This is a genomic window from Bradyrhizobium sp. HKCCYLRH1030 (assembly GCF_051168395.1).
GTDB lineage: Bacteria > Pseudomonadota > Alphaproteobacteria > Rhizobiales > Xanthobacteraceae > Bradyrhizobium.
In genome coordinates this window covers 234,638-248,803 of record NZ_JBNPUY010000007.1, presented here as the reverse complement: position 1 = coordinate 248,803, position 14,166 = coordinate 234,638, and the positions used below count along the sequence as shown (strand labels likewise).

Below are 14,166 nucleotides of genomic sequence, written 5' to 3'. Positions count from 1 at the left end.
GTGCGGACCGCATGAGTTGGCGTGCCATGGCGCCAAGCGATCTTGCTGACGTCGATGGAATCGCAGCCCGCGTGCACCCGAACTATCCCGAGGACAAGAGTGTTTTCGCGGAGCGTCTGCGTCTCCACCCTGATGGATGCCGCGTGCTGCGTGGGACCGGCGCCGGCATCGCCGGCTATGTGCTCAGCCATCCCTGGCATCTCGGCCGGCCGCCGGCCTTGAACCGGCTGATCGGAAGCATTCCGTCGGCTGCATCGACCTACTACATCCACGATCTCGCTTTGCTGCCCGCGGTTCGCGGCAGCGGCTCGGCGACCGTGATCGTCGAGGAACTGATCCGACACGCGCGTGCGCTCGGCCTGGAGTCGCTGTCGCTGATCGCCGTCAACGGCTCGACGCCATTCTGGGAGAGGCAAGGATTTGTGGTCGACAAGGCGGCCGCCGCGGATCCGACCGGCAGCTATGGCAGCGACGCGAACCTGATGATCCTGCGGCTCGCCTAAATTGCGCGAGCGTCTTTCGCGGCGGGGGTACAATGCGTAGCGGCCCGGCGATGGGTCGGGCCGCTCGCTGTTCTTGACGTGCTCTATTCCGGCATCGACATCGGCCGCCGCCACATGTCGCGCCGCCGGCTGAAGCGATTGGCGTGCAGCATCCATCCGGTGACAGGCTTGCCGTCGCGGTGACGGCCACCGCTCTCCGCAGCCGCCCAGGCGGCGACGGCGCCGAGCAGCAGCGCGGTGGCCACCGAGAACGCCAGGATGACGGTGCCGGCGCGCGTGCGCGAGATCGCGTTCTTGGCTTCTGCGATCACGCTGTCCACCCGCCGCTCGGCATCGGGAGCAGCGAGACCGGTCGTGCCGCTGACGAGCTGCACGAGATAGCTGCGATCCTCCGGGCTGACGCCATTGTGGCTCGACGCCGTGAGCAGGATGCGGCCGGTCTCGCCGCGTGCGGGGGCGAGATCCGGGCTGGGTGCTCGCCGCGGCGCGCGGAACAGATGGTCGAGCTCATAGCTCAGGATCGATGGTTCATTGGCCGTCGCCGGCGCAGTCAGCGGATTGGTCCGCGTCGCCGCGGACGCGCCGAGCACGGCCAGGGTAGCGCCGAGCACGACTGCCAGCGCCCAGGCTGAGACGCCATGCAGGCCGTCGCGCTTTTCGATCTCTTCGCTTTCGGCAAGCCCGTGCGTTGCGCGCAAGCGGCCCGCCATGTAGCCGCCGCAGCCGAAGCTGATCAGCGCCTGCAGCACCAGATAGAGGCCGGACAGGAGCCAGAGCGCCACCGAGGCGTCGCGCCATGTCGGCGCGGTGGAGCTGACACCGAGGCCGACCGACATGGCAAAGCTGATCAGGATCGAAGAGACCGCGGCGGCGGTCAGGGCTCCTGCAACGACCGGCGTCCATTGCAGGGTCCAGCTATCGGCCGTCGCGCTTGAAAGGGGTGATGTGACGACCGGCGCAGTTTCCATGGCCATGATGTCGTCTCAGCGCAGACCGAAGAACGACAGAACGGCCATGATGACCACGATCAATCCCACGAGATAAATCAGTCCGTCCATGATGGTCCTCCTCCGGTTCGACATTGGTCGCCGTATAAGCAACAGCGAGGCGCAATGTTCCGTGCACGTATCAGCGGAGGAGGAGAGGACGCGTGACCGCCGGCCTCGGATGGGACTTGCCGCAACAGCTAACAGATCATGAGCCAAAGGATCATGGTGCCGTTGCGCGATGCAATAGAGCAGGGCCAGGGGGGCGTGGCGGCCAGAGATGTTGCCGCCAGCCATGTTTCAATTGTTGCCAGGTTTGGATGGATCGCGCGGCTCATTCCCCGCGCGAGGGCTGACGCAATGACCCGCGGTCAATAGCGTGGGTCGTAGCCGCGCTGCCGGGCATAGGCGTAAGCGGGGTTGATGCCGCAGCCCGCATCGGTCCCCGAGGCCGCCGCCTGGCACTGACGATAGGTGGAGAACTGACAGTTGCCCGGATAGCCCCACATCCTGCCCTGCAGGCAGAAGCGGTCTTGCGCGGCGGAAGCCGGTGAGATCGCGGCGAAGCTCGCGAGGACGGCGGTGGCAGACAGCGAGGCAAATAACAGGCGGCGCATGCGTTTATCCTTGCGTTGAAAAGTACTATTGCAACGCGAGGGGGCGCAGGCCCGTTCCTCGCGCGCAACATCAACTGTTTTGTGTCGGCGGCGCAGCGACGCGTTCACAGGCCGACGAAATTGTCTGGATGTTGGCGCTTGCCCGAGTTGGCCTTTTGAAGATCAGAGGACTCCACCGTTGCGGAGCTTGGCAACGCGCGTCATGGCGTGATGCCGGAACATTCGTCCACCGCTCCGGTTGCTTTTGGCCGCTGGTGATGGACCGATCCCATGTTTCGCCGATCCAAGACGTCAGACGCCGCACATCGCGACTCTTCGAGCGTTTTCGCGAGCCGCCCGCGCGCACCTGGCACCGGCGGGATGCTGGCTCTGCTCGGGTTCGCGTTCCTGATCCACTATTTCGATCAGCGGCCCGAACAGACGGAAGGCTCGGGAGGCGCGCGCCGGTCCGGCGCTGGACACGGCCGGCTGGCGCGTTCGCCCGCGGAGCTTCCCGCGCGCGGCTGGAAGGACGTCCTGTTCCGGGTCTATGAAAACGTCACCGAGCACAGGATCGTCGCGCTCGCCGCAGGCATGACGTTCTACACTCTGCTGGCGATCTTTCCGGCGCTGGCCGCGTTGGTGGCGATCTACGGCCTGTTCTCCGATCCGGCCAAAATCACCGGACATCTGGAACAGTTGCAGGGCGTGATGCCCGGCGGCGCCATCGACATCGCGCGCGACCAGTTGACGCGCGTCTCTGCCAACGGCCGTCAGGCGCTGGGCATCACCTTCCTCGTCAGCCTGGCGATCTCGCTGTGGAGCGCGAATGCGGCGATGAAGTCGCTGTTCGACACACTCAACATCGTCTATCGCGAGCCCGAGAGGCGCGGCTTCATCAAGCTGAACGCGATTTCGCTGCTGTTCACCGGCGGCGCGATCCTGTTCGCGCTGCTTGCGATCGGCGCCGTCGTCGTGCTCCCGGTGCTGCTGAACTATCTCGGCATGTCCGGGGCCGGCGACCTGGTGCTGCGGATCGGCCGCTGGCCGGCGATCTTCATCTGCGTCGCGCTCGGACTGGCCCTGATCTATCGCTACGGGCCGGACCGCGAGGAGCCCAGATGGCGCTGGATCAGTTGGGGCAGCGCGCTGGCGGCGGCGCTGTGGCTCGCGGGCTCGGCGCTGTTTTCCTGGTATGCGGCGAATTTCGGCAGCTTCAACGCGACCTACGGCTCGCTCGGCGCCGCCATCGGCTTCATGACCTGGATCTGGATCTCCGCCATCGTGATCCTGATCGGTGCCGAGCTCGATGCCGAATTGGAGCATCAGACCCGGCGCGACACCACCACCGGCGCCGCACAGCCACTTGGCACCCGCGGCGCCACGATGGCTGACACGGTGGGCCGTGGGAGCTGATCTGCCGTCGGCTGAGAATGCAGGTGCGATCGGCTCGGCCGTGCGAGATGCCGCACGGGCATCGCAACGCACGGGGCCCGCGCCACGGCGATCTCGTGGAACCGCCCGCCTGAAACGGAACCGGGGAACCCGAGGCGGATCCGCCGTGTTCCTATCGGGTCGTCGCGAAGCCCCGAATTGTCGGGTTCGCTGCGGCGTCGTCTCGATTGTCACGACGGAGCTTATGCATGACGGAGCAGCCTGTTCGCGGAAGCGACGAGGGTGGGCCCAGGGATCTGCCGCGCATTTCCACCGGAAGTGAAGGCCTCGACGACATTCTCGGCGGCGGCTTCGATCCCAATCGCCTGTATCTGTATGAAGGCCGTCCCGGCACCGGGAAAACCACCATCGCGCTGCAGTTCCTGCTCAAGGGCGCAAGTTGTGGCGAGCGCGTGCTGTACATCACGCTGTCGGAAACCCGGCGCGAGCTGGAGGTCGTGGCGCGGCGCCATGGCTGGTCGCTTGCCGGCGTCGACATGTTCGAGCTGGTGCCGCCGGAAACGACGCTCGACCCGGAGCGCGAGCTCACCGTGTTCCATCCGGCGGAGGTGGAGCTCAGCGAGACCACCGGTCTGATGTTCAACGAGGTCGAGCGCATCAATCCCAGCCGTGTTGTGATCGACAGCCTGTCGGAGCTCCGGCTGCTGGCCCAGAGCCCGCTGCGCTATCGCCGCCAGGTGCTCGCGCTGAAGCACTTCTTCACCAAGCGCAACTGCACCGTCGTCCTGCTCGACGACCTGTCATCCTCGCAGGACGACCTGCAGCTCCACTCGGTCGCGCATGGTGTCGTGATGCTGGAGCAGCTCGCGATCGAATATGGCGCGGAGCGCCGCCGGTTGCGCGTGATCAAGATGCGCGGCATCTCGTTCCGGGGCGGCTTCCATGATTTCACGATCGCCTCGGGCGGGCTCAGGATCTTTCCGCGCCTGGTCGCCGCGGAGCATCACCGATCCTTTGCCGGCGATTTCACCTCGAGCGGCAACGCCGAGCTCGATCAGCTTCTGGGCGGCGGGCTGGAGCGCGGCACCAATGCGCTTCTCATCGGTGGGGCCGGCGTCGGCAAATCCTCGGTGGCGCTGATCTACGCGATCGCGGCGGCCCAGCGCGGCGAGCACGCCGTCTTCTTCGCGTTCGACGAGGGCCGCGGCACCGTGGAAGCCCGTGCCCGGACGCTCGGCCTGCCGCTCGAGCGCCATATCGAATCCGGGCGCATCCATTTCCAGCAGATCGACCCGGCCGAGCTGTCGCCGGGTGAGTTCGGCGCCATCGTTCGGCAGAGCGTCGAGCAGGACGGTGCCCGCCTGGTCGTCATCGACAGCCTCAACGGCTATCTCAATGCGATGCCCGACGAGCGCTTTCTCATCCTGCAGATGCATGAGCTGCTGACCTATCTCGGCCAGCAGGGTGTGCTGACCATCCTGGTGCTCGCGCAGCACGGCCTGGTCGGGCCGTTGGATACGCCGCTGGACATCAGCTATCTCAGCGATGCCGTGCTGATGCTGCGCTATTTCGAGGTGGGAGGGGCGGTGCGCCGCGCATTGTCGGTGGTCAAGAAGCGCAGCGGTCACCACGAGCACAGCATCCGCGAGTTTCGCCTGAGCAGCTCCGGCATCACCCTCGGCCCGCCGCTCAAGGAATTCAGCGGAATATTTTCCGGCAATCCGCGCTTCACCGGAACGGATATCCCCGAGATGGACGTGCGGGATGGGCATTGAGCGAGATCACCGCGTCCTCGTCTTCGCGCCGATCGGGCGGGACGGGCCGGCATCGGCAGAGCTGCTCCGCAGTGCAAGAATCGAGACGACCGTCTGCTCTGACCTCACGCAGCTGCTCAGTGAGTTGAGCGCAGGCGTGGGCACGGTCTTCGTTGCCGAGGAAGGGCTGTTCGCAAAGGACACCGCCGCCCTCACGCAATGGGTCGAGCGGCAGCCGGCCTGGTCCGATTTGCCCTTCATCGTGCTCACAAGTCACCGCGAGCAGAGTGCCGTCGTCACGTGGCGGCGCAATCTGGTAAGCGCGCTGCGCAATGTCTCGCTGCTCGAACGGCCGGTCCAGCCGATCACGCTCACCAGCGCCGTTCAATCCGCGCTGCGGGCGCGACGTCGTCAATACGAGATTCGCGCCCTCATCGAGGCGCGCGAGCAGGCGGCGCAGCAGCTCGAGCAACTCGTCGTCGAGCGGACGCGGGCGCTCGCGGAGTCGAACGAGCATCTTCGCATCGAGATGGCCGAGCGCGCGCGGGTCGAGGAGACGCTGCGCCAGACGCAGAAGATCGAGGCCATCGGCCGGCTGACCGGCGGCGTCGCGCACGACTTCAACAATCTGCTGATGGTGATCTCCGGCGGGCTCGACATGCTCGACCGCCAGAGCGATCCGGCGCGGCGTCGCCGCCTGATGGACGGCATGATCCAGGCGGCGCAGCGCGGCGCCAGCCTGACCCGCCAGCTGCTCGCGTTCTCGCGCCGGCAGGAGCTGCGGCCCGAGCCGGTCGACATCGCCCGCCAGATCGGCGGCATGCGCGAGCTGCTCGACCGCAGCCTGCGCGGCGACGTGCATGTCGAGTTCGATTTCCCCGAGGCGCTCTGGCCCGTCGAGGTCGACCCCGGCGAGCTAGAGCTCGTCGTGCTGAATCTCGCCGTCAACGCTCGCGACGCGATGCCGACCGGCGGCACGATCGTGGTTCGGGCCGAGAACCTCCGCAATGTGCAAGACGATCAGATCGCCGGCGACTACGTCCGCCTGTCGGTGATCGACACCGGCACCGGCATGACGGAGGAGGTTCGCGTCCGGGTGTTCGAGCCGTTCTTCACGACCAAGGACGTCGGCAAAGGGTCCGGCCTCGGGCTGGCCCAGGTCTATGGATTCGTCACCCAGTCACGCGGCACTGTCCGCATCGACTCGGAGCCGGGCAAGGGGACGACGATTGCCCTCTACCTTCCGAGGTCAGAGCACGCGGCGTCCAGGGAGCCGCACCATCTCCTCGATCTGCAGCGGCCCCAGGCCCGCCGGCGCAACGAAGGCCGTGTGCTGCTGGTCGAGGATGACGATGAGGTCGCTGCGCTCGTCGGCGAGATGCTCCGCCAGCTCGGCTATGAGGTGACCCGGGCCTCCAGCGCCGCCGCGGCGCTCGGTGCGCTGGCCGACGGACGAGCCGTCGATCTCGTGTTCTCCGACGTCATGATGCCGGGGGGCATGAACGGTGTCGAGCTGGCGCGCGAGATTCAGAAACGGCGCGGCGACATGCCGATCCTGCTGACCAGCGGCTATTCGGGCGCTGCCGTTCATGCCGCCAAGGAGGCGGGCGTCCGCATCCTGTCGAAGCCATATCGCATCGACGAACTGGCGACCGCACTCGATGCGGTGAAGATGGACCACGTCTGGTCGCAGGCGCGCATCTCGTGATACGGGGGGCTGATAGGGAGCAGCTGATAGCGAGCTGCGGTCTTGGACCTCTCCGGTTCGCGATCAACCGCGCTCGATCAGCACCGAAACCGTGACATGCCCGACCTCGCCGTCATCGGAGCTGACCTTGAGGCGGACGTTCGTGGAGGAGGGATCGAGCCGGTCGCGCGCGATTGCAAGCGCGGTGTCCGCCGTCTGCATCAGCACCGTCTCGACATCATCGAAATCGACGCCATCGCCGCGCATTTCGCCAGGACTTGTCACATAGAAGCGCATCTCGTTCGTCCTGATCTGCCGTCACCCGAAGGCGGGAGCCGTCGATCTGGTGGAGATATGCGGGATCGAACCCTCCAGCAGCCACGACCATCTCAAAATCGAACATTGTGACAAGGTTCCTGCGGGTGTCGGGAACACCCTGAACGCGGAACTCCTGAAGCACCCGCTTCACATGCACCGTGCTGAGACGGAGGGCTTCGGCGAGCGCAGCCTCGTAATCGGGAACTGATACGTTGTCGGCGACGAGACCGACCTCCGCCAGGCGTTGTCGCAGCTCGGCGACGAGATGCGCCACGCGTGCCGCTGCCGAGCGAACGCCGAGGTGCCGCGATGTCGATGGTGCTCAGCTCGTGCCGTTCCGCAACCGGCCGATCAGGATCGTCATGGGATGCCTGACCCGTTCGCGATGGCGAAGCTCGAGACCATCGGCTTGAGGCAGGGTCTGCAGGACCGGAGGCGATCATCGAAAACGGCCGAATGCGAGGTCTGTTCCTCGCGGATCAGTTTTTTGCCGGCAGCCAGCCGCGACCGAACCGGTGCTCACCGCCGGTCGTCCATCCAATTGACAGATCCGCAGGCGGTACAATTGAACAGACGCGCCGCTTCGCCGGTTCGTGGGTTCAGGATGCTCTGAACCGCGCGCGCCGGTTGTCCGCAGCCGCGGCAGCGCGCCGGCTCGGTCCGACCGCTGTGGGAGTCACTGCTCTGATCCGACACGTCTGCCATGGCTGCCCCGAAACGGACGAGAGCGGGCGGTGGATCAGGTCGACCGCGCACGCCGGTCTGAGATGGGAGTGGGGGCGCCCGACGCTGGCCTTTTCTGGTCGATCCGCGGTTCCCCGCACCCGGCCGCGCTGCGATGACCCGCCGAGAAAATAGATGGCGTCGGTGTCGGACCGCCGAACCTTGCATCGTCCTCTGCGAAGGACACGGAGGACTCCAGACATGACCCCCAGAATAGTCACTGCGGACGAATGGACCGAAGCGCATCGCGCCCACCTCGCCCAGGAGAAGGCCTTCATCAGGCAGCGCGATGCGCTGGCTGCCGCCCGCCGGGCGCTGCCGTGGGTCCGGGTCGAGAAGGACTATGTCTTCCAGGCGGCAGACGGACCCGTGAGCCTGGGCGATCTGTTTCAGGGACGGAGCCAGCTGATCGTCTATCATTTCATGATGGCGCCGGGCGATCCGCACCGCTGTCCCGGCTGCTCGTTTCTGTGCGACCATATCGACGGCGCCAACCAGCACCTCCGCCACCACGACGTCAGCCTGGTCGTCGTGTCGCGTGCGCCGCTCGCCGAGATCGCGCCGTTCAAGGCGCGCATGGGCTGGGCGTTCGACTGGGTGTCATCCGAGGGCAGTGATTTCAACTTCGACTTTCAGGTCTCGTTCTCGGACGAGCAGATCGCGACGGGCAAGGCCGCCTACAATTTCGCGCCCTTGACGAGCAGGTCGCCCGAGCTCCCGGGCCTGACCGTGTTCACCAAGGACGACGCCGGCAACATCTTCTGCACGTTCCAGGTCCGCTCCCGCGGCGGCGATCCCCTGATCGGCGCCTATCACTATCTCGATCTCACGCCCAAGGGCCGCAACGAGACCGGCCGCGGCAACCTCTCCGATTGGGTGCGCCTGCACGATGAATATGAGGAAAGCGGCGCGCGAGACTGTCATTGCGGCCGGTAGATCGAAACGAGTAGGGCGGATCAGCGCAGCGTGATCCGCGGCGCCGTCAGTGCCGCCATGCGGACACAGGAAATCGTGAAGGGTCCTCATAGGATCGATGCCCGGTCGGCGGACTTGTCGCGCGTGATGACGCATTCGAGGAGGCTTCCATGCGCCGAGCCATGTTGCGACTGACGATATCAGCCCTGGTTTTTGCCTGCGGCACCGCCGCCGCGCTGGCGCAAAGCCAGACCACGCCGGATCAGCAGAAGATGCCGCCTGCGATGGCCCCGGGAACCGGCTCGCCGATGGGCGGCATGATGGGCGGCGGCATGATGGGGCATATGCCCGGCCCGATGGGACGCGGCGGGATGGGCGGCGGCGTCATGGGCCCGGCGTTGATGCGCATGGTGTTCGCACTTGTCGACACCGACGGCGACGGCACGATCTCGCTGCAGGAATTCCAGGCGGCGCATGAGCGCATCTTCAAGGCCATGGACAGCAACAAGGACGGCAAGTTGACCCCGGAAGAGATGCAGGCGTTCATGCACGGGCCGCAATGACCGGCGTCGAACCGGCGTGATGGCCGGGCCTGCGCCGGCGCGAGTCCGGCAAGTGCGGCCATTTCGCTGATCTCGATCAAGTGCCCGCCGCACGGACGCGCAACAGTGCCGCCGTCATCGCCGCGTGCGACGAACTGCGTCGACGCGGCGGCAGACCAGCCGGAAAGAGGCGAGCATGACCTACTATTTTGCCAAAGCGGTAAATCTATCGTTCGACGCGGCGATCGAGCGGGTGACGGCCGAGCTGAAGGCACGCGGCTTCGGCGTTCTGACCCGCATCGATGTGCAGGCGACGCTGCGCGAGAAGATTGGCGCCGACTTTCGACCCTACACCATCCTGGGCGCCTGCAATCCGAAGCTGGCGCATGAGGCATTGCAGGCGGAGAGCCGGATCGGCACCATGCTTCCCTGCAACGTCATCGTCCAGGATGTCGGCGGGAGGGTCGAGGTCGCCGCCGTGAATCCCGTCGCCTCGATGCAGGCCATCGAGAACGCGGCGCTCGCGACGCTCGCCACAAAGGTCTCTGACGCTTTGAAGGCGGTGGTCGAGGCGGTCTAGCTCTGCCGTCCAACGGGACCACCGCTGATCGGAGGATCGCCGGCCCAGGTGCATGACGACACCAGGGCGGATGGACCGCGGTGATCGCCCGCGCGCATCAGGCGTTCTTGCAGTGGCGGTTGCTCCCGGCGCCGAGGTCCTGCGAGCTGGTGCGGCTGTTCGGAGAGGAGCTGCACGCCAACAAGGCGACGCCCCACGATCTCCGCGCCACGCGCCCGATTGTCGACGATCCTGGGGCCGCAGCGCAGCTTCCGCGTGACGTCATTGTATGTCGGACGTCATGTCGCAGCGGTAGAACTACGGAAAAGCCGGAATTCTCAACGCGCTTTAACGAGAGTGGAACAAGTTGCATCAATTTTTGCGCAGACATGTCGCCGGGCGCGCGGGACGATCGTCACCGCCGCCGACCATCTGCAAACGAACTATTCATCTGGAGGTTACCTTGTTGTTTCGATCGAACAGCCGCTCGGACGCGGAAGCACAGCTTGCAGCAATCAGTCGCGCGATGGCCGTGATCGAATTCCAGCTCGACGGCACGATCATCACCGCGAACAAGAACTTCCTGAACGCACTCGGCTATCAGCTAGAGGAAATCCAGGGCAGGCATCACAGCATGTTCGTGGAGCCTTCCGAACGCGACGGTGCCGCCTACCGCGAGTTCTGGGCGGCGCTGAGCCGCGGCGAGCTCAAGGCCGCCGAGTTCAAGCGCATCGGCAAGGGCGGTCGCGAAATCTGGATCGAAGCGTCCTATAATCCCGTCCTCGACAGCGCCGGCAAGCCGGTGAAGGTCGTCAAGTTCGCGACCGACATCACCGAGAAGAAGCTGCGCAGCATGGCCGACGGCTCCAAGCTTGCCGCCATCGACCGCGCGCAGGCCATGATCGAATTCAAGCTCGACGGCACCATCGTCAGTGCCAACAAGAATTTCCTGGACGCGCTGGGCTATCGCCTCGACGAGATCCAGGGCAAGCATCACAGCATGTTCGTCGAACCCGCGCTGCGCGACAGCGCGGCCTACCGCGAGTTCTGGGCAGCTCTCAATCGCGGCGAATATCAGGGCGGCGAATACAAGCGCATCGGCAAGGGCGGCAAGGAAGTGTGGATCCTCGCCACCTACAATCCGGTGCTCGATGCGACGGGCAGGCCGATCGGAGTCGTCAAGTTCGCAACCGATGTCACCGCGCAGAAGCTGACGAACGCCGACCTCGCCGGCCAGATCGAGGCCATCGGCAAGTCCCAGGCCGTGATCGAGTTCAACATGGACGGCACGGTCATCACCGCGAACGACAATTTCCTGCACGCGCTCGGCTACACGCTGGCCGAGATCCGGGGCAAGCATCACAGCATGTTCGTCGAACCGTCCGAGCGGGAGAGCGCCGCCTACCGCGACTTCTGGGCCAGCCTGAACCGTGGTCAGTACCAGTCGGCCGAATACAAGCGCATCGGCAAGGGCGGCCGGGAGGTCTATATCCAGGCCTCCTACAATCCGATCCTCGACCTCAACGGCAAGCCGTTCAAGGTGGTCAAATACGCGACCGACGTCACCCGGCAGGTCTTCGTTCGCATGGGCAACGAGCGCGTGCGCGCCATGATGGAATCGGTGGCGGCGGGCGCGGAGGAGCTCAACGCGTCCGTGCGCGAGATTTCCGAAGCCATGACGAAGTCGCGCGAGACCGCCATGGGCGCGGTGGACCGTGTTACCTCGGCCGACGCGCAGGCGCAGCGGCTCTCCGATGCCGCTCAGTCGATGAGCGGCATCGTCGAGATGATCCACAACATCACCGGCCAGATCAATCTGCTGGCGCTGAATGCCACCATCGAGTCCGCTAGGGCCGGCGAAGCTGGCAGGGGCTTTGCCGTCGTTGCCTCCGAGGTCAAGAACCTTGCCACCCAGGCAAAGACCGCCACCGACAAGATCGCGACCGAGATCGACAGCCTCAACAATATTTCCGGGGGCGTCGTCACGTCTCTCGGCTCGATCAAGCAGGCGATCCAGAACGTCAGCGAGTATGTGACGTCGACGGCCGCCGCCGTCGAGGAGCAGAGCACTGTCACGAGCGAGATGTCGTCCAGCATGGCGCGCGCCGCGGCAGAGGCTCAGGCTCTGGCCGAGCGCGCCGCGGCTTGAGGTCGGACCGAAAAGCACTGATCGCGCGGCGGCCTGCCCATCCAGGTCGCCGCGCCGTTGCAGGCAATGCCGCCGCCCCGCACGTCATGCGCCTGTCGTCTTCGCCGAATTCCACCTTTCTCATCGAGGCGATCCGTGGCTGATATCCTCGCATTTCCCGCCCGGGCCCCGTTGCGGATCATCGGCGCGAAAGCAGAACGGCTGCGCGATGCGGTGGTTACCAGCGAGATCGGACGGCTGCGGCGCGAATTGGAAGCCTGGCGAAGCGCGGTCGACAATCTGGAGCGGTGCATCAGGTCGGATCCGGCCCTCGCATCGCTTGCTGCCGAGTGCGACAAGATCCGCGACCTGATCTCCGTCACCGCGGGCAAGCTCGAAAAATTGCCGTAGAGCCTTGCCGGCCGAGCAGTCGTGGTCAGGCTGGGACCGGCTGCTCCGGGCAGTTCGTCAGCCGCGCCGGCGCGCCCACGGCGGTGCAGCCCGACGGCACATCGGTGGTGACGACGGCACCGGCGCCGATCTTGGCAAAATCACCGATCGCGACGTCGCCCAGCACGGTCGCGCCCGAGGCGAGCAGCACGCCGCGGCCGATCCGCGGGGCGCGGCCGGGCAGCGCGTCGTGTCGTCCGATCGTAACGTTCTGCAGAATGGTGACGTCGTGGCCGATGCTGCTGTGGGCGCCAATGACGATGCCGGTGGCATGATCGAGAAACACCGCGGTCCCGAGCCGCGCCGAGGGATGGATGCTCACCTGCAGGGATGTTGACGAGTCCGCCTGCATCAGGAGCGCCAGGTCGGGTTGCCCGTTGCTCCAGAGCCAGTGCGCGACGCGATGCGCCTGCAGCGCGACGTAGCCTTTGTAGTTCAGCAGCGGCGGCAGCAGCGCCGTCGTCGCTGGATCCTGCGTCGCGATCGCCCCGAGGTCGCGACCCGCCGCCTCGACGAGCTCAGGCGCGGCGGCATACGCCTCGCGCGCGACCGCGGCAAATCGGGCGCGCGCGGCATCGCCGCTGCCGAGGCGGATGCCAATCTGCTGCGCGACGGCGCTGCCGAGATCAGAATGATCGAGGATTGCAGCCGACAGGGCGCGGCTGAACACGGGATCGGCCGCGGCGATGCGCCGGGCCTCGTGCTGGATCGACGACCAGAGCTCGGGACTGGATGGGTGTGTGTCGGCCATGGCAAAGCCTGCTCGATAACAGGTGACGGCGACAATATAGCCTGACCTGCGCGTTGCAGAAACCTGGACGACGCCTCGCGGGCGTCGTCATCCGATGTGGCCGGCGACGATCCACGCCGAAGGTCGCAGTCCGTTCAGTTCTGCGCCGTCCGCGCCGCCGCGGCGGCGACGCCCGCACCGATCAGAAGGGTGCCGCCCGCCTTGTTGAAGATGCTGATCACCTTCGCGCTCCGTACGAGCGCGCGGGCGCGCGAGGCGATCAGCGCATAGCCGACGGCGTTGGCGAAGGCGAGCACGACGAAGGTCGATTCGAACACCACCATCTGCGTGAGGAAGCTGCCGTTCGGACTGAGGAACTGCGGCAGGAACGCGACGAAGAAGGTGATGCTCTTCGGGTTCAGCGCCGTGACGATCCAGGCGTGACCGAGCATCTTCAGCGCCGAGGTCCTGTCGGTCCGCGGCACGGCGTTCAGCGCGCCGCCGGCCTGCCACAGCTTGATCCCAAGCCAGACGAGATAGGCCGCGCCGATCCATTTCAGCACGGTGAACAGCAGCGCCGAGGTCGCCAGCAACGCACCGACGCCCAGCATGGACAAGGTCATGGCGGTGAAGTCGCCCAGCGCGACGCCGACGGCCGTCGGCAGCGCGGTTCGCCACCCCTGGCCCAGCGCATAGGAGACCACCAGCAGAACCGTCGGCCCCGGGATCACCAGGAGGATGATGGACGTTCCCGCAAACGCGAACCAAGTCTCGATCGTCATGCCGATCGTCTCTCGCGAGGACATATGCGACGTTGGTATATCGAGGCGGATAGGGCCGCAATGATCTTTGTTGCGAGGGCCGCTTTGCTGTTTTCCTC

Annotated in this window: 15 protein-coding genes; 9 read left to right on the top strand and 6 right to left on the bottom strand. The window is 65.9% G+C overall.

The genetic code is table 11. The features are described 5' to 3' along the window. Positions 1 to 11 precede the first annotated feature (11 nt). Positions 12 to 503 (top strand): GNAT family N-acetyltransferase, encoded by a 492-nt coding sequence (locus tag ACQR1E_RS21775; RefSeq protein WP_316171952.1) that lies wholly within the window; start codon positions 12 to 14, stop codon positions 501 to 503. Positions 504 to 586: 83 nt separating this feature from the next. On the opposite strand, the gene ACQR1E_RS21770 is transcribed toward ACQR1E_RS21775, so the two are convergent. Together ACQR1E_RS21770 and ACQR1E_RS21765 are read right to left on the bottom strand one after the other, a co-directional pair. Continuing rightward, complete coding sequence (locus ACQR1E_RS21770; RefSeq protein WP_434897545.1) at positions 587 to 1,477, bottom strand: hypothetical protein; 891 nt, start codon at positions 1,475 to 1,477, stop codon at positions 587 to 589. A gap of 383 nt (positions 1,478 to 1,860) precedes the next feature. Then, positions 1,861 to 2,106 (bottom strand): DUF3551 domain-containing protein, encoded by a 246-nt coding sequence (locus ACQR1E_RS21765; RefSeq protein WP_315715474.1) that lies wholly within the window; start codon positions 2,104 to 2,106, stop codon positions 1,861 to 1,863. 360 nt (positions 2,107 to 2,466) lie between these two features. Here ACQR1E_RS21765 and ACQR1E_RS21760 point away from each other — a divergent pair, with 360 nt between their 5' ends. From ACQR1E_RS21760 to ACQR1E_RS21750, 3 genes are all read left to right on the top strand, one after another. Beyond that, positions 2,467 to 3,501, top strand: coding sequence for a YihY/virulence factor BrkB family protein (locus tag ACQR1E_RS21760; RefSeq protein ID WP_316164223.1), 1,035 nt, complete (start codon positions 2,467 to 2,469; stop codon positions 3,499 to 3,501). A gap of 227 nt (positions 3,502 to 3,728) precedes the next feature. Further along, positions 3,729 to 5,255 carry an ATPase domain-containing protein gene (locus tag ACQR1E_RS21755; protein ID WP_434897544.1) on the top strand — a complete coding sequence of 509 codons (1,527 nt, stop codon included), beginning with the start codon at positions 3,729 to 3,731 and terminating at the stop codon, positions 5,253 to 5,255. Then, positions 5,245 to 6,942 (top strand): response regulator, encoded by a 1,698-nt coding sequence (locus ACQR1E_RS21750; RefSeq protein ID WP_434897543.1) that lies wholly within the window; start codon positions 5,245 to 5,247, stop codon positions 6,940 to 6,942. The genes ACQR1E_RS21755 and ACQR1E_RS21750 overlap by 11 nt, the downstream gene beginning before the upstream one ends. Before the next feature lie 63 nt (positions 6,943 to 7,005). Here ACQR1E_RS21750 and ACQR1E_RS21745 read toward each other — a convergent pair whose 3' ends face one another. Continuing rightward, positions 7,006 to 7,188 (bottom strand): hypothetical protein, encoded by a 183-nt coding sequence (locus ACQR1E_RS21745; protein WP_315715478.1) that lies wholly within the window; start codon positions 7,186 to 7,188, stop codon positions 7,006 to 7,008. Then, on the bottom strand, positions 7,160 to 7,513 hold the full coding sequence (locus tag ACQR1E_RS21740) for a hypothetical protein (protein ID WP_434897542.1): 354 nt from the start codon (positions 7,511 to 7,513) through the stop codon (positions 7,160 to 7,162). The genes ACQR1E_RS21745 and ACQR1E_RS21740 overlap by 29 nt, the downstream gene beginning before the upstream one ends. A gap of 650 nt (positions 7,514 to 8,163) precedes the next feature. Here ACQR1E_RS21740 and ACQR1E_RS21735 point away from each other — a divergent pair. The 5 genes from ACQR1E_RS21735 (at position 8,164) to ACQR1E_RS21715 (ending at position 12,517) form a co-directional block, all read left to right on the top strand. Next, on the top strand, positions 8,164 to 8,898 hold the full coding sequence (locus ACQR1E_RS21735) for a DUF899 domain-containing protein (RefSeq protein WP_315715480.1): 735 nt from the start codon (positions 8,164 to 8,166) through the stop codon (positions 8,896 to 8,898). A gap of 149 nt (positions 8,899 to 9,047) precedes the next feature. Further along, the gene (locus tag ACQR1E_RS21730; RefSeq protein ID WP_316174768.1) at positions 9,048 to 9,440 is read left to right on the top strand and encodes an EF-hand domain-containing protein; all 393 of its coding nucleotides are present in this window, start codon (positions 9,048 to 9,050) and stop codon (positions 9,438 to 9,440) included. 175 nt (positions 9,441 to 9,615) lie between these two features. Continuing rightward, entirely contained in the window at positions 9,616 to 9,999 is a 384-nt protein-coding gene (locus tag ACQR1E_RS21725) for a DUF302 domain-containing protein (protein ID WP_316164228.1), read from the top strand. 505 nt (positions 10,000 to 10,504) lie between these two features. Next, a complete protein-coding gene (locus tag ACQR1E_RS21720) occupies positions 10,505 to 12,127 on the top strand; it encodes a methyl-accepting chemotaxis protein (protein ID WP_315715483.1) in 1,623 nt (540 codons plus the stop codon). A 135-nt stretch (positions 12,128 to 12,262) separates the two neighbouring features. Beyond that, positions 12,263 to 12,517 carry a hypothetical protein gene (locus ACQR1E_RS21715; protein WP_434897541.1) on the top strand — a complete coding sequence of 85 codons (255 nt, stop codon included), beginning with the start codon at positions 12,263 to 12,265 and terminating at the stop codon, positions 12,515 to 12,517. A 25-nt stretch (positions 12,518 to 12,542) separates the two neighbouring features. On the opposite strand, the gene ACQR1E_RS21710 is transcribed toward ACQR1E_RS21715, so the two are convergent. Together ACQR1E_RS21710 and ACQR1E_RS21705 are read right to left on the bottom strand one after the other, a co-directional pair. Then, on the bottom strand, positions 12,543 to 13,307 hold the full coding sequence (locus ACQR1E_RS21710; RefSeq protein WP_316202487.1) for a serine O-acetyltransferase: 765 nt from the start codon (positions 13,305 to 13,307) through the stop codon (positions 12,543 to 12,545). A 134-nt stretch (positions 13,308 to 13,441) separates the two neighbouring features. Further along, entirely contained in the window at positions 13,442 to 14,068 is a 627-nt protein-coding gene (locus ACQR1E_RS21705; protein ID WP_315715486.1) for a LysE family translocator, read from the bottom strand. Positions 14,069 to 14,166 lie beyond the last annotated feature (98 nt).